Source organism: Allobosea sp. P4_C6 (assembly GCF_056402015.1).
This window is the reverse complement of record NZ_JBFUIF010000001.1, coordinates 1-26,100: the sequence shown is the minus strand read 5'-3', so window position 1 is coordinate 26,100 and position 26,100 is coordinate 1. Positions and strand designations below refer to the sequence as shown.

The window sequence follows — 26,100 nt, the reverse complement described above, 5'->3', positions numbered from 1 at the left end:
GGTCAAGCCAGAGCATGACGGCAGGGGCGCACCGTCAGGGGGAGACGAGCACCTGCCGGCATTCCGGCGGCAGGGCATCGACCGACATCGGCGGCTTGGGCTTCGGCTTCGGACCCGGCTTCGGCTTGGGTGGGTTGAAGATCGCCTGATGCTGGCGCTCGACCCAGCCGCTCAGTTCCGTCCCGCAGCCATCGCCGAAATTCGGCGGCTCCTGGCCCTGGCAGCTTGCCATGCCGGCCGGGCAGGCCAAACGGATGTGGAAGTGATAGTTGTGGCCCCAGATCGGCCTGACCTTGTCGAGCCAGCTCTTGTCGGCCCCCGCCTCGCGGCAGAGCGCCACCTTCAGCGCAGGGTTGACGAAGATGCGCTCGACGCGCGGCTCGGCCGCGACCGCCCTGATCAGGCGGGTATGGGCCGGCGTCCAGTTGCGCGGATCGACATCGCGCCAGTCGGCGCGGGCCATGTTGACCGCCGACATGTTCTCGCGCTGCTCGCGGTCGAGCCGGCCCTTCGGCATCGGCGTCAACCAGACGTCGGCATCGAGCCCGATCTGGTGGGAGGCATGGCCGGTCAGCATCGGCCCGCCACGCGGCTGCGACATGTCGCCGACGAGCAGCCCCGGCCAGCCGTTGATGCGCGGGACGTCACGGGCGAGCTTCTCCAGATAATCGATCAGCGCCGGATGGCCCCAGTTGCGGTTGCGGTTGAGCCGCATCACCTGCCAGCTCGGCCCGTCGACCGGCAGCGCCTCGGCCCCGGCGAGGCAGCCGCGGGCATAGGAGCCGATGGCGCGTGCCTGCATGCTGGCAGGCGCCGCCTTCTGTCCGAAGAGCGAGCGGGCGGCGTCGGGCCAGGCGGCGATGTTGGCGGCCCGCGTCTTCGCCTCCTGATCCGCCGTCGATTGGGCGTGGCCGGCCCCGGGGAGCAGGGCCAGCGGCAGGAGGAAGGTGGCGATTCGCGAGATGCTGCGCATCGCAGCAGAATCGCTGCGGTGCCTCATGGCGGTCAAGCGCGATGACTGGACAAGCGCCGCGGCGAATTGCAGCCTTGGCAAAGGCGACGCAGAGCGCCCCTCAGGGAGGATATCGATGACCACCACGATGGACCGCCGCGCGCTTCTCGCGGGCACCAGCGCCCTCCTCGCAGCCCCGACGCCTGGCTTCGGCCAGCAGCCCTGGCCGCAGGGACGGCTGATCAAGCTCGTCGTGCCGTTCACGCCGGGCGGCGCCACCGATGTGCTGGGGCGGCTCATCGCCGACAAGCTGGGGCAGACCTGGGGCACCAGCATCGTCGTCGAGAACCGGCCAGGCGCCGGCAGCAATATCGGGACGGAGGCAGTAGCCAAGGCCGAGCCCAATGGCGAGACGCTGCTGATCGTCTCGGTTGGCCTGGCGACGAATCAGTATCTCTACGCCAAGGTCAATTACGACCCGATCAAGGATTTCGCGCCGATCACCATGGTCGCGCTCGTGCCCAACCTGCTCGTCGTGAACAACCAGCTGCCGGTGAAGGATGTCGCCGAGCTCGTCGCCTATGCCAAGGCCAATCCCGGCAAGCTGACCTACGCGTCCTCCGGCGTCGGCACCTCGCTGCATCTCTCCGGGGAGCTCTTCCAGAAGCTCACCGGCACCAAGATGGTCCATGTGCCCTATCGCGGCTCGGCGCAGGCGATCCAGGACCTGATCGGCGGCCGTGTCGACCTTATCTTCGACAACATCACCTCGGCCCTGCCGCAGGCGAAGGCGGGCATGATCCGAGGCCTCGGCGTGACGACGGCGAAGCGCGCGCCGACCGCGCCGGAATTCCCGCCGATCGCCGATACGGTGCCGGGCTTCGACGTGTCCTCGTGGTTCGCGCTGTTTGCGCCGGCCAAGACGCCGCCCGAGATCGTCGCCAAGATCCAGGCCGATACCAGGGCGGGCGTCGCAGATCCCGCGCTCAGGGCGAAGATGGATGCGCTGGCGGCCGAGCCCGGCGGCTGGTCCTCGGACGAGCTCGGCGCCTTCCTGCGCTCCGAGCTGAAGAAATGGGGCGATCTCATCAAGGAAGCCGGCATCAAGGCCGATTGATCAAACCGGCGGCGAGGGAACCCGCGGTTCCCAGACGGCGTTTCCCGCTAGACCTCGCCCGGCATGGGCGCTGACTTTGGGGAGATCGCCATGTCCACCGTTCTGATTGTCGTGCTGCTCATCCTGCTTCTTGGTGGCGGCGGATATTACGGCCACCGCAGCTATGGAACCGCCGGTTTGGGCGGCGTGCTGGGCCTCGTGCTCGTCGTCGTTCTGATCCTGTGGCTGCTCGGCGCCATCGGCGGCGCGCGCGTCGCGTAAAGCGTTCCGGACATTGCCGACACGCTGGCGGCACCAGCCAGGCTTTACCTCAGTATCGGGCCGAAAAGCGGCTTCCGCGATCCGGCCCGATAGCCTTTCCGGTCAGGAGCGGTTTTCCCAAACCGCAACGGCTGAAGCCAGATCCTCGAGCGCGACGCCCACCGACTTGAACAGGGTGATGCCGCCGCCCTCGACGGGTCCGGCGATTCGGCCATGGCAGAGATCGGCGAGCGTTCCAGCCACCTTGTCGGCGCTATAGCTGCCTTCCGCGATCGCGACGGCGACATCCCCGCCCTCGTCGATCGCCTTGCTTGAATCGACGATGACGCGGGCACGGTGCAACGCCTCGGCGTCAGCTTCGCGCATCTGCATGGTGAAGCCGCCGATCAGGTCGAGATGCGCCTCGCGCTTCAGCCAGTGGCCGTGGATCAGCGGCTCGGTCGCGTTGGTGGCGCAGGAGATGATATCCGCCGTGCGGGCCTCGCCCTCGAGATCGGTCGTCACCCGCGCCTCGATACCATCCGCCGCCAGGTCCGCGACGACGGCCTCGGCCGCTTCGGGGCGACGAGCCCAGATCGCGATCTCGGTCAGCGGCCGGACCGAGCGATGCGCCTTGATGATGAAGGGCGCGAGCGCGCCGGCCCCGACCATCAGCATCCGGCTCGCTTCAGGATTGGACATGTAGCGTGAGGCGAGCGCCGAGGCGGCCGCCGTACGCCAGGTCGTCAGGCGATTGCCGTCCATGACCGCGAGTGGCCTGCCGGTTTCGCCATCCATCAGCAGATAGGCGCCCATCACGCCCGGCAGGTTACGCCGGCCATTGCCGAAGAAGACCGAGACGATCTTCGTGCCGATATAGGGATTGGCGACGTTCGGGCCGCTCCAGGCCGGCATGGTCAGCAGGATCGCCGCCGCCTCGTCCGGGCGCTCGATCTCGTACTGGCCGCGCTTTGGCGCAATGACCTCGCTGCGAAAGGCGTCGTCGAGAATGTCGATCAGGCCGGGGTAGCTCAGAGCCGCATCGATCTCGGCCACGTCGAACAGGCGCATCATTGACGTCCGCTGGTCAGGGCCGGCAGGGCAGAATCGGGAACTGCGGAACGCAGGGCCTGTGTCTCGGAGCGCAGTGCCTCGACCTCGCGGCGGCCACGACGCGCAGCCTTGCGATACTTGCCCTGTGCCAGCCAGGAGGCGAAGCCGCCGACGAGAACGCCGATGAAGATCGCCGCCAGGACCACGAGGAAGAGCGGCAGCTCGTAGGACAAACTCGGCAGGTCACGGCTGAAAGGATCGAGCGAGACCCGCACCGGAGCCCGGTTGGCGACCGAGAACAGCACGATCAGCAGCGCGACCGGAACGAGCACCAACGCCTTGAGAAAGGCTTTCATCGCAATCTCCGTGGCGGCAGGAGGAACGGCGGGCTTTCGGCTCAGGACTTGCCGTTTCAGGACTTGCCGTTGAGGCGAAGCCGCAGTTCCTTGCCCGTCTTGAAGACGGGAACGAATTTCTCCTCGACCTCGACCGCGTCGCCCGTACGGGGATTGCGGCCGATCCGGGCGGAGCGCGCCTTGCGCGAGAAAGCGCCGAAACCGCGCAGTTCCACCCTGTCACCTCGCGCAAGCGCCTTCACGACTTCGTCCAGGATGGCCGAGACGATGTTCTCGATGTCGCGCTGGTAAAGGTGGGTGTTCTGATCAGCGATCCGCTGAACGAGTTCGGATTTAATCATCGCCGGAGTATAACCATTTGTATCAACATCACTTTTCAGCCGCAGGCTGCCAGAGCGCCAAGGGCGCGTCAAGCCGCAAGCCGACCGGCTGATTCGCCGCCCGCGCGATTGTCGCGGCGAGGGCTTCCAGCCCCGCGCCACGCGCCATCGCCTCGGCGAAACTCCAGAGGCCGAAAGAGGAGGATTCGCTGCGGCGGCGCCAGTCGCGCACCTTGAGATCCTTGGCGATGCCCTTCTCGCGCTCGAGCCAACCGATCGCATCCGGCTCGCCGCCGATCTGGTCGACGAGCTTCAACGCAAGCGCCTGACGGCCGGAATGAACGCGCCCGTCCGAGACGGTCGTCACCTCGCCATCGGCAAGATGGCGGCGGTCACGCACCATCTGCTTGAACCAGGCGTAATTGTCGTCGACGACGCGCTGAAGCGCCTCGCGCGCCTCCGGCGAAGTCGGCTCGAAGCCGCTGGGCGCAGCCTTGAGCGGGCTCGACTTGATCGACTCGACCTTGACGCCGACCGTATCGAGCAAGTGCGAGACGTTGGGGAACTGGAACAGCACGCCGATCGAACCGACGAGCGAGGTCTGGCGGGCGACGATGCGATCCGCGCCCATGGCGGCAATGTAGCCGCCCGAGGCCGCCAGACCATCGACCACGGCGACCATCGGCTTCTTCGCGGCGAGCTGGCGCAGCGCCGTGTGAAGCGCCTCGGAGCCGGAGGTGGTGCCGCCAGGGCTGTCGACCCTGAGCACGACGGCGGAGACGGAGCTGCTGTCCTCGACCGACTTGATCAGGTCCAGCGTGCGGCGGTCACCCGAGATGAAGCCGGCGATGGTGATGCGCGCGATATGGGCGCTCGACAGGCTCGCCGGGCTGTCGCCCTTCCAGGCAAGGCCGCCGATCACCGCGGCAACGATGACGCCGAGGACGGCGAGCACACGCCAGAGCGTCAGCTTGCGCCGCAGGCTGCGGCGATCTGCGAGCAGATCTGCGTCGGATGACATCGGGCACTCCTGGCGGCTGCGGGTCCGTGATGTAGACCCACCACGCCGGACGGGCAAGGCGAGAGCGCGGCCTTCAGGCCGCGACCGAGGCGCGCGCCCGATCGAGCGCGAGCAAGGCGAGCCCGCTGGCGACCGAGCGGAAGGCGTCGCCGATATGCACCTTGTCGGCACCGAAGCGGCGATCGAACAGCTTGCGCACCGCCGGGACATAGGAGGTGCCGCCCGTCATGAACACCGCCTCGATCCGATCCCCCGCCAGCCCGGCCTCAGCCAGCGCACGGTCGAGCGCGGCCTCGATCGCGCCGACATCCCCGGCGATCCAGCGTTCGAAGTCGGCGCGGCGGATCGGCTTCTCGATGACGACGCCCATCTGGCTGAAGCTCAGCGTCGTGGCCTCGCTCTCCGAAAGCGCCACCTTGGCGGCGGAGACGGCACGATAGAGCTCGTAGCCGAGATCGTATTCGATGACCGTCAGCAGGTCCTCGAGCTTGCCGGGCTCGACGGCCTCCCGGATCAGGGCGTTGAGCTCGGCCATGGTCTCGCGGCTCTTCATCAGCGAGAGCTTGTGCCACTGCGCGAAGGCGGCGTGGTAATGCGCGGGCACCGGCAGGAGCTTGCCGAAGGAGCGGTATTCCCCGCCCTTGCCGAGCGCGGGCGAGACCGCGTGCTCGATGATGCGGTAGTCGAAGGTATCGCCGGCGACGCCGACGCCGGCATGGGAGAGCGGGATGGCCTCCAGCCGCCCACGCTCGTCCGGCTCGAAGCGCATCACCGAGAAGTCGCTGGTGCCGCCGCCGAAGTCGGCGACCAACATGGTCTGCGGCCGGCCGAGATCGCGGGCATACCAGTAGGCGGCGCCGAGCGGCTCATAGGCGAAGTCGACCTGCTTCATCCCCGCTTCGGCGTAGGACGCCTTCAGGCGGCCGAGCGCCAGCTCCTCGTCCGGCCGCTCGCCGGCGAAGACGACGGGACGCCCGGAGACGAGCGGCAGCATGTCATGGCCATCGAGACCCGCCACGAGATCATTCAGGAAAACGCCGATCAAATCCTCCAGCCGGAACAGCTTGCCGAACAGGCGCGTCTCCTGGAAGGCGCGGCTGGAGAGATGGGTCTTGAGCGACTGGAGGAAGCGGTGCTCGGTCGTCATGCCAAGGGCCATGTCGAGCGCGTCGGGGCCGCTGACATGGGTGACGCGCGTCTCGGGCGGGCGCCCCTCGCGCCAGAACATCAACGCCGAGCGATAGGCATCGACCGCGCCCTGCCGCGTCGCGAAGGAGCGCGTCATGACGGAGCCATCCGCACCCGCCAGCGCGACGACGCTGTTGGTGGTGCCGAAGTCGATGCCGATGGCGGCGGGTGTCATGGCAGGCTCCTTGGTGGCCAGGGATGCAACGCAGGTTCGACCCGTCATGCCGTCATCCCGGACAAGCGGAGAAGCCGCGCCGATCCGGGATCCATCGAAGGGCAAAAGCGCTCTACGATGGATCCCGGAGCTCCGCTTCGCTGCGTCCGGGATGACGAAAGAGGTTCCGGCACCGAATCCGTCTATCGAAACAAAAGCCCGCGCGGATTTCTCCGCGCGGGCTGAATTCGAAGGCCGGCCGCCGAAGCGGCCGAAGCCTCACTTCTTGTCGGTCGTCGCCTTCTTGAGCGCAGCGCCCAGGATGTCGCCGAGCGAGGCACCGGAGTCGGCGGAGCCGTACTGGGCCATAGCCTCCTTCTCCTCAGCCATTTCCAGGGCCTTGATCGAGACCTGGATCTTGCGGGCCTTCTTGTCGAAGAGCACGACGCGGGCGTCGATGCGCTCGCCGGCCGCGAAGCGCTCGGGGCGCTGCTCGGCACGGTCACGCGCCAGTTCGGCGCGCTTGATGAAGGTCATCATGTCGGTGTCGGCGATCTTCACGTCCAGACCCGACTCCTTCACCTCGACGATCTCGCAGGTGACGATCTGGCCCTTCTTGAACTCGCCGGCATCCACGAAGGGATCGCCGCCGAGCTGCTTCAGGCCGAGCGAGATACGCTCCTTCTCGACGTCCACATCGAGAACGACGGCCTGCAGGACGTCGCCCTTCTTGTATTCCTCGATGACCTGCTCGCCCGGACGGTTCCAGTCGAGATCGGAAAGGTGGATCATGCCGTCGATATCGCCTTCGAGACCCAGGAACAGGCCGAACTCGGTCTTGTTCTTGACCTCGCCCTCGACCGTCGAACCCGCCGGGTGCTGCTCCGCGAAGAGCTCCCACGGATTGCGCAGGGTCTGCTTGAGGCCGAGCGAGATGCGGCGCTTGACCGGATCGACCTCGAGGATCGCGACGTCGACTTCCTGGGAGGTCGAGACGATCTTGCCGGGGTGGACGTTCTTCTTGGTCCAGGACATCTCGGAGACGTGGATCAGGCCTTCGATGCCCGGCTCCACTTCGACGAACGCGCCGTAGTCCGTGATGTTGGTCACGCGACCCTTGAGGCGGGTGCCGACCGGGTAACGCTCGGCGATGCCATCCCACGGATCGGCCAGCAGCTGCTTGATGCCGAGCGAGATGCGGTGCGTGTCCTGGTTGATCTTGATGATCTTGACCTTGACCGTCTGACCGATGGTAACGACCTCGGACGGATGGTTGACGCGGCGCCAGGCCATGTCGGTGACGTGCAGCAGGCCGTCGATGCCGCCGAGGTCAACGAACGCACCGTATTCGGTGATGTTCTTGACGACGCCGTCGATGACCTGACCTTCTTCGAGCGAGGCGACGAGCTCGGAACGAGCCTCTGCGCGGGTCTCCTCGAGGACGGTGCGGCGCGACACGACGATGTTGCCGCGGCGGCGATCCATCTTGAGGATCTCGAAGGGCTGCGGCTGGCCCATCAGCGGGCCGACGTCGCGGATCGGACGGATGTCGACCTGGGAGCGCGGCAGGAAGGCCACGGCGCCGTCGAGGTCGACGGTGTAGCCGCCCTTGACGGTGTTGAAGATCATGCCGGTGACCTTCTCGCGGGCCTMGAAGGCCTTCTCGAGCTTGACCCAGCTCTCTTCGCGGCGAGCCTTGTCGCGCGAGATGACGGCTTCGCCGAGCGCGTTCTCGATCCGGTCGAGATAGACCTCGACCTCATCGCCGACGACGATGTCCTGCTCGCGGCCGGGGCCGGTGAATTCCTTGAGGGCGACGCGCCCTTCCGTCTTCAGGCCGACGTCGATGATCGCCATATCTTTCTCGATGGCGACGACCTTGCCCTTGATGACGGTACCTTCCATCGCCTCGTTGCGGGCGAAGGACTCTTCGAGCAGGGCGGCGAAATCCTCGCGACCCGAAGTGAAGCTTTCAACAGCTGACATGTAATCTCCTGGAAGCCGGCCGCGTATCCCGCGGATGTCCGGCATGGGCGCCGTGGTTGGTGTTGCGATCCGGATCGCTGCCGTCGGCTCCTCCTCTCGGAGGTATCCCGCCCCGAAGCATCGGGAACGGGGGCGCCATGGCCGCCGGTTCGATCCGCATCCCAGGAGCGCGCTTCCAACACGAAACGGGAGCAGGTCTCGAAGACCGCCCCCGGCGCATGATCGATCACGGCCCTTCGGACAGGGGCGATGTAATACATGGCCGTTGCGAGGGCAAGTTTTCTGCGCGGCTTCCCCAAGGTCGCCCGTCATGCCAGTCTGCCCTGCTCAAGGGCTGGCACAAGGGGAGCGTCGCATGGGCTGGGTCATTCTCGGGCTGATCGTGGCCGTCGTGATCTATCTGATCATGACCTATAACGGGCTCGTGGCCATGCGGCAGCGCGTCAACCAGGCCTTTGCCGACATCGACGTCCAGCTGAAGCAGCGGCACGACCTGATCCCGAACCTCGTCGAGACGGTGAAGGGCTATGCGACGCACGAGAAATCGACGCTCGACGCGGTGATCGCCGCCCGCAACGCCGCGCAGGGCGCGAGCGGCGTCCACGACAAGGCTGCCGCCGAGCAGCAGCTCTCGGGCGCGGTCGGCCGGCTGCTGGCGCTGGGCGAGGCCTATCCCGATCTCAAGGCGAGCGCCAATTTCCAGCAGCTCCAGGTCGATCTCGGCAATGTCGAGGACAAGCTCGCGGCCGCCCGGCGCTTCTTCAACAATGCGGTCAGCGAGTTCAACGCGGCGATCCAGGCCTTCCCGGCCGTGCTCTTCGCGCCGCAGATGGGCTTCACCCAGCGCGAGTTCTTCGATGTCGGCGAACAGACGCGCGCCCAGATCGAGGTCGCGCCCAGCGTGAAGTTCTGAGGCAGGGACCACGGCAGGGAGCGGCTGCGATGGCTCAGGCCTTCGGGCTCTATACCCATCAGCGCAATAACCGGATCAGGTCCAATCTCCTGATCGCCGGGCTCTTCCTGCTCGTCTACCTCACAGTCTGGGGCCTGCTGCTGGTCGGCTACGGCTATGGCGGCGTGCCCTATGGCCGCAGCGCCTTCGGCGAGGCGAACCGCATCTTTCGCTCGTGGTTTCCTCTCATCACCCTGGCGACGATGCTGTGGGTCTTCATCGGCTTCCGCATGAACGTCGCGATGATCGGCGCGGTGACCGGTGCCAAGGGCGTGGCACGCGAGGACAACCCCAAGCTCTACCGGATGCTGGAGAACCTCTGCATCTCGCGCGGGCTCACCGTTCCCAAGCTCGCCATCGTCGAGAGCGATGCGCTCAACGCCTTCGCCAGCGGCGTCAACGACAAGCAGTTCACCGTCAGCGTGACGAGCGGCCTGCTCGCGCAGCTCAACGATGCCGAGGTCGAGGCGGTGCTCGCCCATGAGCTGACGCATATCCGCAATGGCGATGTGCGCCTCATGGTGATCGCGATCGTCATCGCCGGCGTCGTCTCCTTCGTCGGCGAGATGGTGTTCCGCGGCTTCGGCCGCCGCAGTATCCGCATCTCCTCCGACGATTCCAAGAAAGGCAACGGGCTCGCCATCGTCGTGGGCGTCGCCGTGATCGCGATCTCCTGGTTCCTTGCCGTGGTGATCCGGCTGTCGCTATCGCGCTCGCGCGAGTACCTGGCCGATGCCGGGGCCGTCGAGCTGACGAAGAACCCGGATGCGATGATCTCGGCCCTGCTCAAGATCTCCGGCCGGGCCGATATCGAGGGCATTCCCTCCGGCGTGATGGATATGTGCTTCGAAAACGATCCGGACGATTTCGCCGATCTGTTCTCGACGCATCCTTCCGTGACCAAGCGCGTGCAGGCGCTGGTCGAGACGGCCGGCGGGCGCATGCCGGCGATGCCGCCGCATCCGCCGAAGCTGGCCGAGCGGCAGGACCTGCCGACGATGGTGGAGGAGACGGCCGCGCGTGGACCATGGGCGCGTCCGCCGCAGGCGCCCGGGCCCGGCTGATCAGGCCGCGAGCTTGCCCGGATCGATCTCGAACACCAGCGGATAGAAGGTGTTCCAGCGGTTCCAGCGCCGCGTTCCCGCTTCGCCGACCGCCCAGAGCTTGCCATCCGGCGCATGGCCGAGATCCTCGATCCCGCCCGGCGCAGGATAGCGCGCAAGGACCGCGCCTGTACGGGGATCGAGGCGGGAGAGAAAGGCCGGCCGATTGCCGGAGCTTTGCGAGAGCCAAATCTTCCCTTCACCATCGAAGGTCGCGCCCTGCGTCAGCAACGGCAATGGCAGGCTCGCCTGTGAATCGGAGAGGCCTATCGCAGCATCGCCGGCGGCCAGAACACGGGCGGCCGGTACGGCGTGAAGACTCGGCTCGCCCTCGCGGCGATAGGGGCCGAACCACAGGACGTCGCCGGACGCGGCGAGGAAGGACGGCCCCATCGCCTTGTCGACACGCGCCTCCTTCAAGGGCACGCATTCGCCGTTGCGGCAGGACTCCCTGAAATCCAGTGCGAGCAGGCGCCCCGAATTGGCGACGAACAACGTCTCCCGCACCATGGCGAGGCCGCCGGGGTGGCCATAGGTCGCCGGAAGGGAGAAGCTGCCGAGCATGCTGCCGTCGGTTCGAGACAGCCGGAACAGCCGGGCCGGGCCATTGTCCTGATCGCGCTCGGTGCTGCGATAGGCCGCGATGAGGATTTCGTCGCGGTAAACGGTCAATCCCTGCGGCACATAGCCGTCGTTCAGGCCGGGCGACCAGTAGCGCCGGCCGATGGCGGCTTCATTGGGAACGGCGCTGAGTTCGCGCGCGTCATAGCCCGGCGCATCGCCAGGCAAGGTCGGGCGCGCCAGCGCGGGGGGCGCCAGGCACAAACCCGCGCCCGCCACCAACAGCTGCCGGCGGTTCCATGTCACGGCTTCAACGCCCGTCCTGTGCCCATTCGAGCGCTTCCTCCAGGCGATCGTCGCCCCAGAACAGCTCGCCATCGCCGGCAACGAAGAAGGGCGCGCCGAATATACCGATCGACTTGGCATATTCGATCTCGGCTCGCAGGCGGCCCTTGACCTCCTCGCTGCGCGCAAGCGGCATCGTGGCGTTGGGCTCGCTTCCGGCCTCCTTCAGAGCCGCCGCCAGCACCGCCTCCTCGGCGATGTTGCGGCCATCGCAGAACTGGGCCCGGAACAGCGACTGCGAAAAGACCGGCGTCCAGCCGCTGTCGCGGCCTGCCAATGCCAAGCGTGTCGCTGTCAGCGAATTCTGGGGAAAATTCTCCGGCTTGACGAAACTCAAGCCCTGACGCCGGGCCCGGCGCGCCGTATCGCGCCACATATAACGTCCCTTGCTTGGATAGATCGCGAAGGGCGAGGTGTTCCACCCCTGGGCAGCGAAGATCGGCCCCAGCAGAAAGGGCCGCCAGCGCAGCTCGACGCCGGCCTCCTCGGCCAGTTTCTCGATTCTGAGGGCGCTCAGGCAGGAATAGGGCGACGCGAACTCATACCAGAAGTCCAAAACGGGACGATTCGGCATTCAGCCTCCGAACAGGTCGTCATTTCGTGTCGCGCACCGTCGAGCCTGCGCCCTCCGGAGCCCGACCGCAAGCGCCCCGAATGGGCGCATGGGAAGGTGGGGCGACGCCGTCGCCAGCGCCGACCCATCACAGGACGACGCGGGATCGATCAGAAGGTTCCGATTGCTTCGCCCCGAACCCTGCGATAGTGCGCCATTGCGTCCGAAACGCGGCCCGGGGGCCGCCAGCAGGAAATTGACAGAGATGGCTGACAGCAGCGTGAAGAAGGTCGTTCTCGCCTATTCCGGCGGACTCGACACCTCGATCATCCTCAAATGGCTGCAGACCACCTATCGATGCGAGGTCGTGACCTTCACTGCCGATCTCGGCCAGGGCGAGGAACTCGGCCCTGCCCGCGACAAGGCGCTGCTGCTCGGTATCAAGCCCGAGAACATCTATATCGAGGACCTGCGCGAGGAATTCGTGCGCGACTACGTCTTCCCGATGTTCCGCGCCAACGCCGCCTATGAGGGCGTCTACCTGCTAGGCACCTCGATCGCACGGCCGCTGATCGCCAAGAAGCTGATCGAGATCGCCGAGAAGACCGGCGCCGACGCCGTCTCCCATGGCGCCACCGGCAAGGGCAACGACCAGGTCCGCTTCGAGCTCACCGCCTATGCGCTGAAGCCCGACGTCGTCGTCATCGCGCCCTGGCGCGAATGGGATTTGCGCTCGCGCGAGCAGCTGATCGCCTTCGCCGAGCAGCACCAGATCCCGATCGCCAAGAACAAGCGCGGCGAGGCGCCCTTCTCCGTCGACGCCAACCTGCTGCACGCCTCCTCGGAAGGCCGCGTGCTGGAGGACCCGGCGGTCGAGGTGCCCGATTACGTCTATTCGCGCACGATCTCGCCGGAAGAGGCGCCGGACACCCCGACGGTCGTCACGGTCTCCTTCGAGAAGGGTGACGCGATCGCGATCGATGGCGTTAAGCTCTCGCCGGCCACGCTGCTCGCCAAGCTCAACGATCTCGGCCGCGACAACGGCATCGGCCGGCTCGACCTCGTCGAGAACCGCTTCGTCGGCATGAAGAGCCGTGGCATGTACGAGACGCCCGGCGGCACGATCCTGCATGCGRCCCATCGCGCGATCGAATCGATCACGCTCGACCGCGGCGCGGCGCATCTCAAGGACGAGATCATGCCGAAATACGCCGAGCTGATCTATAACGGCTTCTGGTTCTCGCCGGAACGCGAGATGCTGCAGGCGCTGATCGACAAGAGCCAGGAGTTCGTCACGGGCGACGTCCGCCTCAAGCTCTACAAGGGCGGCGTCCACGTCATCGGCCGCTCGAGCGACTACTCGCTCTACGACCAGGACCTCGTCACCTTCGAGGAAGGAGCGGTCGCCTACGACCATCGCGACGCCGCGGGCTTCATAAAGCTCAACGCACTGCGCCTGCGCACGCTCGGCCAGCGCAAGAAGAAGCTGGGGCTGTAAAAGCCTTCAGGAAGCGCGGTGTCATCCCGCACGCGCCGCAGCACGAAGTGCTGCTGCGCAGATGCGGGATCGCAAGCCGATAAAGGCTCCAATCACCCGGCGAGGTCAGACCACGCCGGGTTTTCCTTTTCGATCAATGCGATTTTCTAGGCACGGCGCCATTTCTTGATGACCTTCTCGCGCTCGATCGCCTGGTAGGGGTCGTCGAAGGTCTCGACATGAACGAGCTGGTCGATGTCGTACCGGGCCGCATGCGCCTTGATCGCATGACGCCGACATAGAGCGGGCGGTCATCGCGGCTCCGGCGCGGAAAGATTGAGCTTAATCCGGTTTGGCGGTCCCGTGTCTGCGCAGCGGCACTTCGCGCCGCAGCGCGCACGGGATGACATCGCCCTTTGAACCAGTGGGGCTCTGAAGCGTTCAGCACTCACCGATCAATCCGAGTGCTCGTCATGTTCCGGCTCCTGGCCCCTGCCCTGATCTCCACCGCCCTGCTGTGTGGTTCGACCTTCGCGCAGGAGGTTCCACCGAAGAGCGAGAAGCCGGCGACGCCGGAAATCGCGACCTGCAAAGCGGCGGCGCTCCAGACGCTCCACGCCAGGGACCCGGAGATCAAGGACATCTATATCGACGAGGACGGCACCACCGTCGCCGTTTCGGAATCAAGGATCGAGGATATTTCGGTCACGCGCATCGTCATGGGCGAGGCTTATCTGCGGACCGACCGCTCGGACAAGCCGCGCCGCTTTCTCTGCCTGCTCGGCGAGAAGAACAAGGTGCTGCTGACCTTCTTCACGGCGCGCTGAACGCGAGACACACCGGCCACGGCCCTAGGGTTCGTCGACGACCTCGGTGGCAGGGCGGTCATGGCCGTCAGCCAGCTCCTGATGCCAGCGACCATCCTTGTCCTGATAGACGATGCCGTCGGTATTGCCGGCGATCGTCTGGCGCGCCGCGGCCTTGGTGGCGGCCTTCAGCGCCGCCTCGTGCGACGAAAAGGTTTCCGACAGCACCTCGCCGACCTTGTAGGCCCAGCCGCCATCGTGCTCGACGACCTCATATCTGACCATGACCATTGCACACCCTCCTTCGACCGTTCTTTCGATCGAAGGAGAACAATGAGCCGGGGCCTCAGGTTCCGTCTATTCGCCGTTGCCGCTATCGGCAGCGCGCAGGCCTTCGAGCGCAGGCATCGAGGTGATGTGATAGCCGGCATCGACGTGATGGATGTCGCCGGTGACGCCGCCGGACAGATCCGAAAGGTAATACAGCGCCGAGCCGCCGATCTCCTCCAGCGAGACCGATTTGCGCAGCGGCGAATTGGCCCGCTGCCAGGAGAGCATGGCGCGTGCGTCGGAGATGCCGGCGCCGGCCAGCGTCCGCACCGGGCCGGGCGACAGGGCGTTCACGCGGATGCCGCGCGGGCCGTAATCGCCGGCGAGATAGCGCACGCTCGCCTCAAGCGCCGCTTTCGCGACGCCCATGACGTTGTAGTTCGGCATGATCCGGGTCGAGCCGCCATAGGTCAGCGTGATCATGCTGCCGCCCTTGGGCATGCGGTCGGCGGCACGCCTGGCGATCTCCGTGAAGGAGAAGCAGGAGATCACCATGGTGCGCGAGAAATTCTCGCGGCTGGTGTCGGCGTAGAGCCCCTTGAGCTCGTTCTTGTCGGAGAATCCGATGGCGTGGACGATGAAATCCAGCGAGTTCCGCTCGGGATCGCCGCCCCAGGCTTCGTCGAGCGCCGCGAAGGTCGCGTCGACCGAGGCGAGATCCTCGACATCGCAGGGGATCACCAGATTCGATCCGATGCTTTCGGCCAGCGGCCGGACACGCTTGCCGAGCGCGTCACCCTGATAGGTGAAGGCGACCTCGGCCCCGTGGGCATTCAGGGTGCGGGCGATGCCCCAGGCGATCGAATTCTGGTTGGCGACACCCATGATGAGGCCGCGCTTTTTATGCATCAGCGGGAGCATGGCAAACTCGGAAAGGGGCTTCAGGATCGGACCCGAAGGCGGGAAACGGGAAGAACGCTCTGCAACTCGGTACGTCAAGCCTTGAACGGCGCTTTATGATTGCAGGCCCATTGCAGGCTCTGCTCCAGGGCTCGATGGCTAACCGGATTTCAGGATCGCCGCGGCGGCGGCCTTCGATGTCGCGACCGGCACGATCTCGAAACGGGCTAGATCGCTCCACTGCAGGACCCATTCCTGCAGCAGGGCGACATCGTCGCATTCCATGATCTGGAAACAGCGGCCGAGATCGGCGGCGACCCAGCTTTCGACATAGCGCAAGCCTTCCGGCGCCATCCGCCCCCGTTCCTGGAAGCGGGCGTAGACGTCCTTCACGCGGGCCTGATCGAAATGCTCGATCACCATGAAGAGCATGGCGGCCTCAGGCCTCCAGGCGCTTCATCACGATGGTGGCGTTGGTGCCGCCGAAGCCGAAGGAGTTGGAGAGGACACAGCCCAAGCCTGCATTGTCGATGCGCTTGCGCACGATCGGCATGTCGGCGAAGGCCGGGTCGAGCTCCTCGATATGGGCGCTCTCGCAAATGAAGTCGTTGTTGAGCATCAGCAGCGAATAGATCGCTTCCTGCACGCCGGTCGCGCCCAGCGAGTGGCCGGTCAGCGACTTGGTCGCCGAAATCGGCGGCGATTTGTCGCCGGCGCCGAAGACCTCGCGGATCGCCTCGATCTCCTTGGCGTCGCCGACCGGGGTCGAGGTGCCGTGCGGATTGATGTAATCGACCTTGGCCTTCACGCCTTCCAGCGCCATGCGCATGCAGCGTACYGCGCCCTCGCCGGAGGGAGCGACCATGTCGTAGCCGTCCGAGGTCGCGCCATAGCCGACGATCTCGCCATAGATCTTGGCGCCGCGCGCCTTGGCGTGCTCCAGCTCCTCCAGCACGACGACGCCGGCGCCGCCGGCGATGACGAAGCCGTCGCGCGCCACGTCATAAGCACGCGAGGCGCGAGCCGGGGTCGCATTGAAGTCGGAGGACATCGCGCCCATGGCGTCGAACAGGACGGAGAGCGTCCAGTCCAGTTCCTCGCAGCCACCGGCGAAGATCATGTCCTGCTTGCCCCACTGGATCAGCTCGTAGGCGTTGCCGATGCAGTGGTTCGACGTCGCGCAGGCCGAGGAGATCGAATAGTTGACGCCCTTGATCTTGAACCAGGTCGCGAGCGTGGCCGAGGCGGTCGAGGACATGCCCTTGGGCACGGCAAAGGGGCCGACCTTCTTCGAGGAGCCGCTCTCGCGGGCCTTGTCGTAGGCGTCGATCAGCGCGCGGGTCGAAGGGCCGCCCGAGCCCATGATGATGCCGGTGCGCTCGTTGCTGATCTCGGCGGTCTCAAGCCCGGCATCGACGATCGCCTGCTCCATGGCCACCTGGTTCCAGGCCGAACCACCGCCGTGGAAGCGCATGGCGCGCCGGTCAAGCACCGTGGCGGGATCGAGCGTGGGCACGCCGGCAACCTGGCTGCGGAAGCCGTGCTCGGCGAATTCGGCGACGTGGGAAATGCCCGATTTCGCCGAATGCAGCGAGGCCAGCACCTCCTGCGTGTTGTTGCCGATGGACGAGACGATGCCCATCCCGGTGACGACGACGCGTCTCATGCTCGCTTATCTCCAGCTACCCGCCCGCAGCGGGGCACACCTGCTGCTCCGGATCATACCGCGCAAATGGACCGCGCGCTCACAAGGCGCAAGGTCATGCGGCTGTTTTTCCTCAGGCCGCTTCCGGCTTGAACAGGCCGACCCGCATATCGCTGACCGTATAGATACGCTTGCCGTCGGCCTCGAGCCAGCCATCGGCGATGCCGAGCACAAGCTTCGACTTGAAGACGCGCTTGAAGTCGACGCCGTAGACGACCCGCTTGACGGAAGGCAGAACCTGGTCGGCGAACTTGACCTCGCCGACGCCGAGCGCCCGGCCGCGGCCGGGCAGGCCGAGCCAGCCGAGGAAGAAGCCGGTGAGCTGCCAGAGCGCATCGAGACCCAGGCAGCCCGGCATCACCGGATCGCCCTTGAAATGGCAGTCGAAGAACCAGAGGTCGGGCTTGATGTCGAATTCGGCGCGAACGAGCCCCTTGCCGTGCTCGCCACCCTCTTCCGCGATCTCGGTGATACGGTCGAACATCAGCATCGGCGGCAGCGGCAGCTGCGCATTGCCCGGCCCGAACAGTTCCCCGCGACCACAAGCGAGGATCTCCTCGTAGCTGAAAGACGACTGACGCTGCATTCCCGTTCCGCTCCCTTGCGCCAGCTGGATTCGGCCGGCGTATTCTCAGCCGTGCCTAACACGGCAGGAACCGGAAACGAAAGGGCACAGGCGCGCCGACCCACATGGCAGCGTCAAAAACCATGGCAGCATCAAGAACCGCAACGGCACTGCGCCAGATCAAGGAAAGGCGAGACCGGGTTCCCCAATAACGGCGTCATGCTTGCGACGAGGAAGCCGAGGCCCTACATTTCTTAGGATGATTTCAATCAGCAGGCGGAGCATCGAGCGTCCGTTTCGGATGAGGGCACGCAAAACGGCATGAGCGATCTGACCTCCCAGGATCAGGCCCAGGTTTCGGCGGTGCGGCAGGGATGCCCGTTCCACGACATCCGCGAGAAGCTCCGCCGCGTCGGCCTGCGGCCGACACGCCAGCGCGTCTCGCTCGGCTGGGTGCTCTTCGCCAAGGGCCAGCGCCATATCAGCGCCGAGATGCTCTATGAGGAGGCGATGAAGGAGCGCATCCCGGTCTCGCTCGCGACGATCTACAACACGCTGCGCCAGTTCACCGAAGCCGGCCTGCTGCGCGAGCTGACGCTCGACGGCGCCAAGGCTTATTTCGACACCGCCGATCACGACCATCATCATTTCGTCGTGGATGGCGAGAACCGGGTGATCGATATCCCCGCTCAGGAGATCGATGTCGCCAGCCTGCCGACGCCGCCCGAGGGCTATGAGATCGCCCGCGTCGATGTGGTGGTGCGGCTGCGCAAGATCGAGAGCTGAACGGCCCTCCCCGCTCGAAAGGCCAGGGACGAGCGAGGTACGATGCGTTTTCCCAATCGCGCGACGAGCCTTCGCCTGCATTTTTGTCGCTGACGCGTTCCCGGCCTCACCTGCCTCGGCGGCTTATTGCGCGACACGGGCCGGCTGGCCCTGCTCGATCGCGGCGGGCGACCGCTGACGGCGCAGTAGCCGCCGGAAGGCCGCGTTTCAGTCGACCTTCTCGTTCGGGTAGACGCCCCAGAGCCGCTCCTGGCGGATGAAGCCGGTGATGTTGCCGACGCTGACGCGGCACCAGGCATTGACGCAGGCAGCCACGCTGGTGACGACGCCGGACTGCAGCCTCGCGACGACGTTTGCGTCCTCTGCGGCCGCGCTGCGCATCGGAAAGACCTCGTCCTTGTTCCGTGACCAGGGCGCCACGAGCGCCGTGCGGCGCCCGGAGAGCAGGCTGTGCAGCACCCAGCCCTCGGTTCCGTCGGCATCGCGCACCCGGCGCCAGGTCTCGAACTCCGCCGTGACCTCGACGGGCAAGCCGGCGCGCTGATAGACCCAGCGGGTGCGATGTTCCTTGGACGGCCCTTCGCGCAGATTCACCCTGTCCGTCTTGAGGCTGACATAGCGCGGCACCGGCAGGCCGGTGACCGACCCGGCCTGCATGTCCTGCGCGAAAGCAGCGACGGACGAGCCCGTGAATACAATGCCGATCATGGCCAGACGGCGCATCGACGAGGCCTTCATCCACCGCTCTCCTGCTAAGCGCCCTGCCCCCCGGCGAAGGGTCAAGTTGTCTTCCGCTGCGGCGCCGCCTAGAGAACGCTCATGCCGGCCGCGCAGCCGTCGTCATTCCTGGGCCATCAGGGTTAATGGCTGGTTGAGGGCATGCGACGGATGCGGCGAATGACGGAAGGGTGACCGCCATGTCGAAGAAGAAGCCCCTGGTCGTGGTGACGCGCAAGCTGCCCGCCGTGGTGGAAACCCGGATGCGCGAATTGTTCGACGCCCGGCTCAACATCGACGACAAGCCGATGTCGCAGGCCGCGCTCGTCGAAGCGGTGAAGACCGCCGATGTGCTGGTCCCGACCGTCACCGACAAGATCGACGCGGCCATCATCGCGCAGGCCGGCGACCAGCTGCGCCTGATCGCGAATTTCGGCAACGGCGTCGACAATATCGACGTTGCCAGCGCCGTGCAGCGCGGCATCACCGTCACCAACACGCCGGGCGTGCTGACCGACGACACCGCCGACATGACGATCGCTCTGATCCTCGCGGTGGCGCGCCGGATCGCGGAAGGCGCGCGCGTCATCCCCGACGACGACTGGGCCGGCTGGTCGCCGACCTGGATGCTCGGCCGGCGCATTACCGGCAAGCGCCTCGGCATCGTCGGCATGGGGCGGATCGGCCAGGCCGTGGCGCGCCGCGCCGCTGCCTTCGGGCTGTCGATCCACTACCATAATCGCCGCCGGGTCGACGCTCGCACCGAGGAGAAGCTCGACGCGACCTATTGGGATTCGCTCGACCAGATGCTGGCGCGGATGGACATCGTCTCGGTCAACTGCCCGCATACGCCGGCGACCTACCACCTGCTCTCGGCGCGCCGCCTCAAGCTGATGAAGCCCGACGCCATCCTGGTGAACACGGCGCGGGGCGAGGTCGTCGACGAGACCGCGCTCGCCCGCATGCTGGAAGCCGGGGAACTCGCCGGCGCCGGCCTCGACGTGTTCGAGAGCGAGCCGGCGGTCAATCCGCGCCTGCTCAAGCTCGCGCGCCAGCACAAGGTGGTGGTCCTCCCGCATATGGGTTCGGCCACGCATGAGGGCCGCGCCGACATGGGCGAGAAGGTCATCGTCAACATCAAGACCTTCATGGACGGACACAAGCCACCGGATCGCGTGCTGCCCAGCATGCTCTGACGGGCCAAACCGCTCAGGCGGCGCGCAGCTCCGCAAGCCGCTCCGCCTCGCCAGGCCATTCCCGATAGTCGTCGATCACGGCCGCAGCGCCGGCCGCCAGCAGGCGCTCACGCGTGCGGGCCTTGTCATGGGCGGTGCCGGTGAAGCCGGCCACCTGCATGCCGGCAGCCTTCGCGGCCTGCACGCCGGGCACGGAATCCTCCAGCACCAGGCAGTTCTCCGGCTCGGCACCCATCTGCGCGGCGGCGAAGAGGAAGACATCCGGCGCCGGCTTGCCGCGGGCAACCTGCGACGCCGAGAAGACATGCGGATCGAACAGGTCGATCAGTCCGGCCAGGCCCAGATTGCGCCGCAGCGGCTCGAGGCTCGTCGAGGACGCGACGCAACGGCGCCCGGCCAGTTCGCGCAGCGCCTCATGCACCCCTGGCAGAGCCCGCAACTCGCTCTCCAGGCGGGCTGCGACGCCGTCCTCGATCCGGCTTTCGAAATCGGAAGGCAGCGGTCGACCGAGCGCGGCCTCGATCACCTTGAAGCCGTCGACGAGCGGGATGCCGATCAGGTTCGTATTGTAGTCGTCGAGCGTCCACTGCGTCAGCCCGATCTCGTGACAGAGAACGAGGCTGACCTCGCTATAGAGCGTTTCGCTATCGATCAGCGTGCCGTCGCAATCATAGATGACGAGATCGAACGGCACGCGCGCCTCCCGAGCCGAAGCGGGGTGGCTCAGCTCGCCCGGGCGGCGTCGAACTGACCGGTCTTGCGGAAACGCCAGAGATAGGACGAGACGATGGCCTCGACCGTGGTCGGCGCAAGGCCGAGCCCGGCGAAGTCCCGCCCCTCAGCGACCGCAGCCGGCGAGACGATATTGTCGCTCTCGAGCAGCGTGACCTGGTCGCGGGTCAGCACCAGCTCGTCCGGGACCAGGCCGAGCGTCAACGTGTCGGCGACCTGCAGCACGCTTCCAACGATCCGCGCCAGCGGGAAGGGCAGCGGTACCAGCAGGCGCTTGCGCCCGGTCACGCGGCAGACCTCCTCCATGATCTGGCGCAGGCTCAGAATCTCCGGGCCGCCAAGTTCGTAGACGCGCCCGCCCGTCATCGTGCCGTCGACCGCGCGCGCCGCCACCTCGGCGACATCGCCGACGAAGGCAGGCTGGAACTTGGTCGCCCCGCCGCCGACCAGCGGCAGGACCGGGAGCATCCGGGCCATCGAGGCGAAGCGATTGAAGAAAGTATCCTCGGGCCCGAACATCACCGAGGGGCGCAGCACGATCGCATCCGGCACGGAAGCGAACGCCGCAGCTTCGCCCTCAGCCTTGCTGCGGGCATAGGAAGAGCGCGATTCGGCATCTGTGCCCAGCGCCGAGACATGGACGAGCCGGGTGATCCCCGCAGCGGCACAGGCCTGGGCCACGGCGCGGGCGCCGTTGGCCTGCACGGCCGAGAAGCTCTGGCGGCCCTGCTCCTGCATGATGCCGACGAGATTGACGACGGCGTCGGCGCCCTGGACCGCGGCCGCCACCGAAGCCGGATAGCGCAGATTGGCCTGTACGGCATGGATCTGGCCGACGGTGCCCAGCGGCTGCAGGAAGCCCGCGAGGTCCGGCCGGCGCACCGCGACGCGCACGCGGTAGCCGCGCTTGACGAGCGCCCGCACGACATGGCGGCCGACGAAGCCGGAGCCGCCGAAGACCGTCACGAGTTGCTGGGCCGGGGCTTGAGAGGCCATCGCGAAAGCTCCGTTTAGAATGCTTCTGCCCTCCTAGATCATGTCTCGCCAAAGTGGAAATGCCTTTTGCGGCGAACGCACCCCTGCCGGCGGCTTGCGGCGTTTCGCCCTAGGCCGGCAGCTCCCACCCCGCACGAAGCCGCGCCATCGCTGCTTTTTCCCGCCTTCGCGCGCCGCGCCGAAGCGGTTTCCACAGCCCACCGGCAGGCGAATGCAATTCATTTCCGCAAGCCCGTTGACAGGACGACTCGCCCCCCGTAAACGAACCGCCGTTGCCCAGGTGGCGGAATTGGTAGACGCACCAGCTTCAGGTGCTGGCGCTCGCAAGGGCGTGGAGGTTCGAGTCCTCTCCTGGGCACCACATTTACCTTCGTCGGCATTCGCCGATGACAGAAAAGGCCTCCGAGACCTAGCGTTTCGGGGGCCTTTCTCTTTGCCTGCCATCGYCTGCCTTCGTTGACAGCCGCCGAATTTGTTGGCCTGCTCGCCCGCATAGGCCAACAGGCCCAAACTCAGGCCAACACCATGCCCCTGACCGACATTGCGATAAGGAATGCCAAGCCCGGCGATCGCACCGTAAAGCTCTCCGATGCAGGCGGCCTTCAGCTCTGGATTGAGCCAAAAGGCGGGAAGCTCTGGCGGCTAGCGTACCGATTCGGGGGCAAGCAGAAGAAACTTTCCATCGGCCCCTACCCTGCGATCGATCTTCGTACAGCCCGCGCGAGACGCGAAGAGGCGAAGAAGCTGCTCCGCGATGGCAAAGACCCCGGCGCAGAGAAGAAGCTGGAGAAGCTGACCGGCCAGGCCCAGAGGGAGAACACTTTTGAGGCCATCGCCGCCGAAGTGGCCGCCAGGAAGAAGCTGGCCGGCAAGGCCCAGGCCACGCTCGATAAATTCCACTGGTTCCTCGACTTGGCAAAGCCTGTCCTAGGCAGGCGGCCGATAACCGAAATCAGCGCCGCCGAAATCCTCGTGGTGCTCCGCAAGATCGAAGCACGCGGGCATCTCGAGACTGCGCGGCGCATGCGATCTATCATTGGGCAGGTGTTCCGCTTCGCGATTGCTACCCAGCGCGCGAAGGATGATCCGACCTTGGCGCTCCGCGGCGCCCTGATGGCGCCTGTTGTGAAAAGCCATGCGGCCGTCACTGAGGCGAAGGCTTTCGGCGCCTTGCTTCGGGCAATCGACGAATACGATGGTACACCGCTCACTCGGCACGCGCTCTGCCTGATGGCCCTCCTCTTCCCGAGGCCCGGCGAACTGCGCCTAGCAGAATGGCGAGAGTTCGATACCGAGGAAGCCGTTTGGACCATCCCTGCCGGACGGATGAAGATGCGCAAGCCGCATGCTGTGCCCCTGCCCAAGCAAGCCCTGTCCATCTTGGAAGAGCTGCGATTGATATCCGGCGACGGAGAGTTGGTTTTCCCCTCCGTTCGATCGGTCAAGCGGGCAATGTCCGAGAACACGTTGAACGCGGCACTACGGCGTCTTGGCTACACCAGCTCTGACGCAACCTCGCACGGCTTTCGCGCTAGTGCCTCAACGCTCCTGAACGAATCCGGCAAGTGGTCGCCCGATGCTATCGAGCGGGCGCTGGCCCATCAGGAGGTCGATGCCGTCCGTCGCGCCTATGCCCGCGGCGCTCATTGGAAAGAGCGCGTGGAGATGGCGGCGTGGTGGGCGAACTATCTCGATCGCCTGCGCTCCGGCGCCAAGGTCATTCCGATGAAGCCAGCGAGCGCCGGCTAATCGACCGAGACGGATGGGCTGTACCAGCCAGGGAAAAAGCGCGATGCACCGCGCGCCTGACCCATCCTGCCAACGGTGTTCGCAAGGTGCGATAATGGCTGTGCCACCGGATGACGACGACCACCTAAATCTGCCAGAGATCCCACACGAGCGCGCAGAGCAGCCCGGCAGGCCGCACAGCGTATTGAAGAGTGCTCATATCGAACGCAAGGGCATTCGGTATCACCAACTGAACGAGTATCACGACCCGGCTCTCGGGTCGGCTCTCGGGCTTGTTGATCGGACGATGACGGGCGACGACCCCGCATTTATCCGAGAATGGCTTATTGAGCGCGCGAACGCTGTCCTGCGCAAAGCCGGCGAACTCGACTATTCCCAAGTTCTTGGGACCGTCGAGGATTCAAAGGCTCCTACTGGCGTCGAGGGTATGGATGYCGGTCTGGTCGCTCTATTCATCAATTTCGCAAAAATCATCGCGCGGCGCGGCTACCTGTCGCGCGAGTCCAACGCGGCGCGCTTCCTGGCGCTAAACGATCAGGTCGGCAGCGTAATCGGCCCGAACGTTGAAAAGTGGGAAGTCATGATGGAATGGGCCGACGCCTGGTACTGGCTTCGGCTTGAAGAGTCGACGGCCCACTATCTTGCCGTCGAGGGCGCGAAGGCCATCGCCGGGCGCGCCACGTCGGCACCCAAGCGAGCGGAACAAAAGAAGATCAAGCTCCAGTTCATCGCCCACGCGTTTGCCGCATACTGCGAACAGCAGAAGAGGCTCAGGCGTCCAGTCAATCGAACTGCGGCGGCCGGCGAAATCCTAGATATCGTCAACTCGCAGTTGGCGCAGTTCGGGTGGGCCCCATACACCGAACAATCGCTGCGCATTCTGCTAAGCAAGCTACCAGAACGTAACGCTAGGCCTACCGTTACAAAATAGCTGAAACGCTAGGCCTATCGTTACAAATAACTAAATGATTTCAATCAGATAATCGTTCCAATCTTTCCCTCGTCACACCCGCTCAGTTGCGTTCCCTGGAATGCGGGTGATTGAGGACGAAAGATGGACACTGCATTCATCCCACCCGTTGATCCGCTGATCCCCTTTCTCAAGGGCATCGCGCTGGCGGGGCTCAAGCCTACCAAGGGCTACGCCGAACTTGCCGCCGGCCGACTCAAGGCGGTTCGCAACGGCCGCCGGACCTTCATCCGGGCATCCGAGATCGAGCGCTATATCCGCAGGCTCGAAGGCGTCTCCGAGAAGGAGGCCGTCAACGATGCAGGCTGAAATCAGAAACCCCGGAGCGCCTGGCGGGGCGCTCACGGGATCCGACGTAGTGCTTGGCTGGGGAGCTAGCAATCCGGACCTTAACACACAGCGACTTGCTCTCAACGCCATTCTGCGTCGCGTCGCTGTCTCCGAGCCTCTTGCGCTCGCCATCGCCGCCCATGCCGGCCTCATTCGGGAGAGCCGCTGATGGTCACGCCCGGCCTATTCGTCGGAGGTGTCATGCTGACACTCCCCCACCTTCAGCGCGCCCTCGGCGGCGAGATAACCGGCGGCCAGCTTGTCGCGCCGGGGCCGGGCCATAGTCCTGCAGACAGGTCGATGGCGGTCAAGATCGCGCCGGACCATCCTGGCGGCTTCGTGGTGCACAGCCACGCCGGCGACGATCCGATGGCTTGCCGTGACTATGTGAAGACCCGCGCTGGCATCGACGACAGATCGGCGCCTCGCATCATGAGCAACCCGCACGCACAACAGGCCGCTCCCGTTCGGGAGGACGCCGAGCCGCGCAAGCAGCGCGCCATCGCGATCTGGAATGAATCAGTCGATCCCCGCGGGACGCTCGTCGAGGACTACCTCCGGTCGCGTGGCCTCGAGCTGGCCGACGAGATGGCGATGGCCGTGATCCGGTTTCACCCGTCCTGCCCGTTCGGCAAGCGCACCCGCCACCCCTGCATGGTCGCGGCATTCCATAGGATCGATACCGGCGAGCTCGTTGCCATCCATCGCACCGCGCTGACAGCTGACGGCTCCAAGATCGATCGGAAGATGATGGGTCCGGTCGGCGGCGCAGCGATGAAGCTCGAAAGCATCGAAGGCTCCAGCAGGACGATCGTGATCGGGGAAGGCATCGAGACGTGCCTGTCAGCGCGCGCGGCCGGGATCTCGCCGGTCTGGGCGACGGGATCGGCCGACGCGATCAAGGACTTCCCCGTCATGCCGGACATCGAGGCCATCGGTGTTCTGGGAGAGATGGATGAGAGCGGCGCCAGTCAAAGGGCGACGCAGGCCGTCGGCGACC

At 65.8% G+C, this 26,100-nt stretch carries 29 protein-coding genes and 1 tRNA gene; 13 read left to right on the top strand and 17 right to left on the bottom strand.

Annotated features, from left to right (window positions below):
- Positions 1-34: 34 nt before the first annotated feature.
- On the bottom strand, positions 35-973 hold the full coding sequence (gene mepA, locus AC1DVA_RS00150) for a penicillin-insensitive murein endopeptidase (RefSeq protein ID WP_476804569.1): 939 nt from the start codon (positions 971-973) through the stop codon (positions 35-37).
- A 115-nt stretch (positions 974-1,088) separates the two neighbouring features.
- Between mepA and AC1DVA_RS00145 the strand changes: the two genes are divergently transcribed.
- Both AC1DVA_RS00145 and AC1DVA_RS00140 read left to right on the top strand, forming a co-directional pair.
- Entirely contained in the window at positions 1,089-2,069 is a 981-nt protein-coding gene (locus AC1DVA_RS00145) for a Bug family tripartite tricarboxylate transporter substrate binding protein (protein WP_476804568.1), read from the top strand.
- A 90-nt stretch (positions 2,070-2,159) separates the two neighbouring features.
- Entirely contained in the window at positions 2,160-2,330 is a 171-nt protein-coding gene (locus tag AC1DVA_RS00140; protein ID WP_442864899.1) for a DUF3309 family protein, read from the top strand.
- A gap of 102 nt (positions 2,331-2,432) precedes the next feature.
- Here the strand turns inward: AC1DVA_RS00140 and lhpI are convergent, their stop codons facing one another.
- The 6 genes from lhpI to rpsA all read right to left on the bottom strand — a co-directional run bounded on the left by lhpI (position 2,433) and on the right by rpsA (position 8,387).
- Entirely contained in the window at positions 2,433-3,380 is a 948-nt protein-coding gene (lhpI, locus tag AC1DVA_RS00135; RefSeq protein ID WP_265051930.1) for a bifunctional Delta(1)-pyrroline-2-carboxylate/Delta(1)-piperideine-2-carboxylate reductase, read from the bottom strand.
- Entirely contained in the window at positions 3,380-3,718 is a 339-nt protein-coding gene (locus tag AC1DVA_RS00130) for a LapA family protein (RefSeq protein WP_265051929.1), read from the bottom strand. The genes lhpI and AC1DVA_RS00130 overlap by 1 nt, the downstream gene beginning before the upstream one ends.
- Before the next feature lie 56 nt (positions 3,719-3,774).
- Positions 3,775-4,059 (bottom strand): integration host factor subunit beta, encoded by a 285-nt coding sequence (gene ihfB / locus AC1DVA_RS00125; RefSeq protein WP_265051928.1) that lies wholly within the window; start codon positions 4,057-4,059, stop codon positions 3,775-3,777.
- A 28-nt stretch (positions 4,060-4,087) separates the two neighbouring features.
- The gene (gene sppA, locus AC1DVA_RS00120) at positions 4,088-5,059 is read right to left on the bottom strand and encodes a signal peptide peptidase SppA (RefSeq protein ID WP_476804567.1); all 972 of its coding nucleotides are present in this window, start codon (positions 5,057-5,059) and stop codon (positions 4,088-4,090) included.
- Between the two features lie 73 nt (positions 5,060-5,132).
- Positions 5,133-6,422 (bottom strand): Hsp70 family protein, encoded by a 1,290-nt coding sequence (locus AC1DVA_RS00115; protein ID WP_476804566.1) that lies wholly within the window; start codon positions 6,420-6,422, stop codon positions 5,133-5,135.
- A 258-nt stretch (positions 6,423-6,680) separates the two neighbouring features.
- Positions 6,681-8,387, bottom strand: coding sequence for a 30S ribosomal protein S1 (rpsA, locus tag AC1DVA_RS00110; protein ID WP_476804565.1), 1,707 nt, complete (start codon positions 8,385-8,387; stop codon positions 6,681-6,683).
- Between the two features lie 355 nt (positions 8,388-8,742).
- Between rpsA and AC1DVA_RS00105 the strand changes: the two genes are divergently transcribed.
- On the top strand, positions 8,743-9,300 hold the full coding sequence (locus tag AC1DVA_RS00105) for a LemA family protein (protein ID WP_265051924.1): 558 nt from the start codon (positions 8,743-8,745) through the stop codon (positions 9,298-9,300).
- 29 nt (positions 9,301-9,329) lie between these two features.
- Entirely contained in the window at positions 9,330-10,403 is a 1,074-nt protein-coding gene (locus AC1DVA_RS00100; RefSeq protein ID WP_476804564.1) for a M48 family metallopeptidase, read from the top strand.
- Here the strand turns inward: AC1DVA_RS00100 and AC1DVA_RS00095 are convergent, their stop codons facing one another.
- Both AC1DVA_RS00095 and AC1DVA_RS00090 read right to left on the bottom strand, forming a co-directional pair.
- A complete protein-coding gene (locus tag AC1DVA_RS00095) occupies positions 10,404-11,309 on the bottom strand; it encodes a hypothetical protein (protein ID WP_476804563.1) in 906 nt (301 codons plus the stop codon). It lies immediately after the preceding gene.
- A gap of 4 nt (positions 11,310-11,313) precedes the next feature.
- The gene (locus AC1DVA_RS00090; protein WP_476804562.1) at positions 11,314-11,922 is read right to left on the bottom strand and encodes a DsbA family protein; all 609 of its coding nucleotides are present in this window, start codon (positions 11,920-11,922) and stop codon (positions 11,314-11,316) included.
- A gap of 244 nt (positions 11,923-12,166) precedes the next feature.
- Between AC1DVA_RS00090 and AC1DVA_RS00085 the strand changes: the two genes are divergently transcribed.
- Complete coding sequence (locus AC1DVA_RS00085) at positions 12,167-13,399, top strand: argininosuccinate synthase (RefSeq protein WP_476804561.1); 1,233 nt, start codon at positions 12,167-12,169, stop codon at positions 13,397-13,399.
- A 452-nt stretch (positions 13,400-13,851) separates the two neighbouring features.
- On the top strand, positions 13,852-14,205 hold the full coding sequence (locus AC1DVA_RS00080; RefSeq protein WP_265051919.1) for a hypothetical protein: 354 nt from the start codon (positions 13,852-13,854) through the stop codon (positions 14,203-14,205).
- A gap of 24 nt (positions 14,206-14,229) precedes the next feature.
- On the opposite strand, the gene AC1DVA_RS00075 is transcribed toward AC1DVA_RS00080, so the two are convergent.
- The 5 genes from AC1DVA_RS00075 to fabA form a co-directional block, all read right to left on the bottom strand.
- Complete coding sequence (locus AC1DVA_RS00075; RefSeq protein ID WP_265051918.1) at positions 14,230-14,475, bottom strand: DUF2188 domain-containing protein; 246 nt, start codon at positions 14,473-14,475, stop codon at positions 14,230-14,232.
- Between the two features lie 66 nt (positions 14,476-14,541).
- The gene (fabI, locus tag AC1DVA_RS00070) at positions 14,542-15,375 is read right to left on the bottom strand and encodes an enoyl-ACP reductase FabI (protein WP_476804560.1); all 834 of its coding nucleotides are present in this window, start codon (positions 15,373-15,375) and stop codon (positions 14,542-14,544) included.
- A 138-nt stretch (positions 15,376-15,513) separates the two neighbouring features.
- Positions 15,514-15,786, bottom strand: coding sequence for a DUF3303 domain-containing protein (locus tag AC1DVA_RS00065; protein WP_265051916.1), 273 nt, complete (start codon positions 15,784-15,786; stop codon positions 15,514-15,516).
- A gap of 7 nt (positions 15,787-15,793) precedes the next feature.
- Entirely contained in the window at positions 15,794-17,020 is a 1,227-nt protein-coding gene (gene fabB, locus AC1DVA_RS00060) for a beta-ketoacyl-ACP synthase I (protein WP_265051915.1), read from the bottom strand.
- A gap of 112 nt (positions 17,021-17,132) precedes the next feature.
- A complete protein-coding gene (gene fabA, locus AC1DVA_RS00055; RefSeq protein WP_089176843.1) occupies positions 17,133-17,645 on the bottom strand; it encodes a 3-hydroxyacyl-[acyl-carrier-protein] dehydratase FabA in 513 nt (170 codons plus the stop codon).
- Between the two features lie 300 nt (positions 17,646-17,945).
- Here fabA and irr point away from each other — a divergent pair, with 300 nt between their 5' ends.
- On the top strand, positions 17,946-18,410 hold the full coding sequence (irr, locus tag AC1DVA_RS00050; protein WP_265051914.1) for a Fur family transcriptional regulator Irr: 465 nt from the start codon (positions 17,946-17,948) through the stop codon (positions 18,408-18,410).
- A 207-nt stretch (positions 18,411-18,617) separates the two neighbouring features.
- Here irr and AC1DVA_RS00045 read toward each other — a convergent pair whose 3' ends face one another.
- A complete protein-coding gene (locus tag AC1DVA_RS00045) occupies positions 18,618-19,148 on the bottom strand; it encodes an SH3 domain-containing protein (RefSeq protein WP_476804559.1) in 531 nt (176 codons plus the stop codon).
- A gap of 179 nt (positions 19,149-19,327) precedes the next feature.
- On the opposite strand from AC1DVA_RS00045, the gene AC1DVA_RS00040 reads away from it, so the two are divergent.
- Positions 19,328-20,323, top strand: a complete 996-nt coding sequence (locus AC1DVA_RS00040; protein ID WP_265051912.1) for a 2-hydroxyacid dehydrogenase — start codon at positions 19,328-19,330, stop codon at positions 20,321-20,323.
- Positions 20,324-20,336: 13 nt separating this feature from the next.
- Here AC1DVA_RS00040 and AC1DVA_RS00035 read toward each other — a convergent pair whose 3' ends face one another.
- Complete coding sequence (locus AC1DVA_RS00035; protein WP_476804558.1) at positions 20,337-21,017, bottom strand: HAD family hydrolase; 681 nt, start codon at positions 21,015-21,017, stop codon at positions 20,337-20,339.
- A 29-nt stretch (positions 21,018-21,046) separates the two neighbouring features.
- Positions 21,047-22,051 carry a complex I NDUFA9 subunit family protein gene (locus AC1DVA_RS00030; RefSeq protein ID WP_476804557.1) on the bottom strand — a complete coding sequence of 335 codons (1,005 nt, stop codon included), beginning with the start codon at positions 22,049-22,051 and terminating at the stop codon, positions 21,047-21,049.
- A gap of 274 nt (positions 22,052-22,325) precedes the next feature.
- Here AC1DVA_RS00030 and AC1DVA_RS00025 point away from each other — a divergent pair.
- The 5 genes from AC1DVA_RS00025 to AC1DVA_RS00005 form a co-directional block, all read left to right on the top strand.
- Positions 22,326-22,412: transfer RNA gene (locus AC1DVA_RS00025), tRNA-Leu, on the top strand.
- A 95-nt stretch (positions 22,413-22,507) separates the two neighbouring features.
- The gene (locus AC1DVA_RS00020; RefSeq protein ID WP_476804556.1) at positions 22,508-23,800 is read left to right on the top strand and encodes a tyrosine-type recombinase/integrase; all 1,293 of its coding nucleotides are present in this window, start codon (positions 22,508-22,510) and stop codon (positions 23,798-23,800) included.
- A gap of 94 nt (positions 23,801-23,894) precedes the next feature.
- Positions 23,895-24,731: a hypothetical protein gene (locus AC1DVA_RS00015; protein ID WP_476804555.1), complete on the top strand. Its 837-nt coding sequence runs from the start codon at positions 23,895-23,897 to the stop codon at positions 24,729-24,731.
- A gap of 123 nt (positions 24,732-24,854) precedes the next feature.
- Positions 24,855-25,079, top strand: coding sequence for a hypothetical protein (locus tag AC1DVA_RS00010; RefSeq protein WP_476804554.1), 225 nt, complete (start codon positions 24,855-24,857; stop codon positions 25,077-25,079).
- A gap of 189 nt (positions 25,080-25,268) precedes the next feature.
- Positions 25,269-26,100, top strand: an 832-nt coding sequence (locus AC1DVA_RS00005) for a DUF7146 domain-containing protein (protein ID WP_476804553.1), incomplete at its 3' end; no start/stop codon positions are given.

Bases quoted from the DNA above. Each gene is read 5' to 3' on its own strand.
- mepA (WP_476804569.1), bottom strand. From the start codon at position 973: ATGCGCAGCATCTCGCGAATCGCCACCTTCCTCCTGCCGCTGGCCCTG.
- AC1DVA_RS00145 (WP_476804568.1), top strand. From the start codon at position 1,089: ATGACCACCACGATGGACCGCCGCGCGCTTCTCGCGGGCACCAGCGCC.
- AC1DVA_RS00140 (WP_442864899.1), top strand. From the start codon at position 2,160: ATGTCCACCGTTCTGATTGTCGTGCTGCTCATCCTGCTTCTTGGTGGC.
- lhpI (WP_265051930.1), bottom strand. From the start codon at position 3,380: ATGCGCCTGTTCGACGTGGCCGAGATCGATGCGGCTCTGAGCTACCCC.
- AC1DVA_RS00130 (WP_265051929.1), bottom strand. From the start codon at position 3,718: ATGAAAGCCTTTCTCAAGGCGTTGGTGCTCGTTCCGGTCGCGCTGCTG.
- ihfB (WP_265051928.1), bottom strand. From the start codon at position 4,059: ATGATTAAATCCGAACTCGTTCAGCGGATCGCTGATCAGAACACCCAC.
- sppA (WP_476804567.1), bottom strand. From the start codon at position 5,059: ATGTCATCCGACGCAGATCTGCTCGCAGATCGCCGCAGCCTGCGGCGC.
- AC1DVA_RS00115 (WP_476804566.1), bottom strand. From the start codon at position 6,422: ATGACACCCGCCGCCATCGGCATCGACTTCGGCACCACCAACAGCGTC.
- AC1DVA_RS00105 (WP_265051924.1), top strand. From the start codon at position 8,743: ATGGGCTGGGTCATTCTCGGGCTGATCGTGGCCGTCGTGATCTATCTG.
- AC1DVA_RS00100 (WP_476804564.1), top strand. From the start codon at position 9,330: ATGGCTCAGGCCTTCGGGCTCTATACCCATCAGCGCAATAACCGGATC.
- AC1DVA_RS00090 (WP_476804562.1), bottom strand. From the start codon at position 11,922: ATGCCGAATCGTCCCGTTTTGGACTTCTGGTATGAGTTCGCGTCGCCC.
- AC1DVA_RS00080 (WP_265051919.1), top strand. From the start codon at position 13,852: ATGTTCCGGCTCCTGGCCCCTGCCCTGATCTCCACCGCCCTGCTGTGT.
- AC1DVA_RS00075 (WP_265051918.1), bottom strand. From the start codon at position 14,475: ATGGTCATGGTCAGATATGAGGTCGTCGAGCACGATGGCGGCTGGGCC.
- fabI (WP_476804560.1), bottom strand. From the start codon at position 15,375: ATGCTCCCGCTGATGCATAAAAAGCGCGGCCTCATCATGGGTGTCGCC.
- AC1DVA_RS00065 (WP_265051916.1), bottom strand. From the start codon at position 15,786: ATGCTCTTCATGGTGATCGAGCATTTCGATCAGGCCCGCGTGAAGGAC.
- fabA (WP_089176843.1), bottom strand. From the start codon at position 17,645: ATGCAGCGTCAGTCGTCTTTCAGCTACGAGGAGATCCTCGCTTGTGGT.
- irr (WP_265051914.1), top strand. From the start codon at position 17,946: ATGAGCGATCTGACCTCCCAGGATCAGGCCCAGGTTTCGGCGGTGCGG.
- AC1DVA_RS00045 (WP_476804559.1), bottom strand. From the start codon at position 19,148: ATGAAGGCCTCGTCGATGCGCCGTCTGGCCATGATCGGCATTGTATTC.
- AC1DVA_RS00040 (WP_265051912.1), top strand. From the start codon at position 19,328: ATGTCGAAGAAGAAGCCCCTGGTCGTGGTGACGCGCAAGCTGCCCGCC.
- AC1DVA_RS00030 (WP_476804557.1), bottom strand. From the start codon at position 22,051: ATGGCCTCTCAAGCCCCGGCCCAGCAACTCGTGACGGTCTTCGGCGGC.
- AC1DVA_RS00010 (WP_476804554.1), top strand. From the start codon at position 24,855: ATGGACACTGCATTCATCCCACCCGTTGATCCGCTGATCCCCTTTCTC.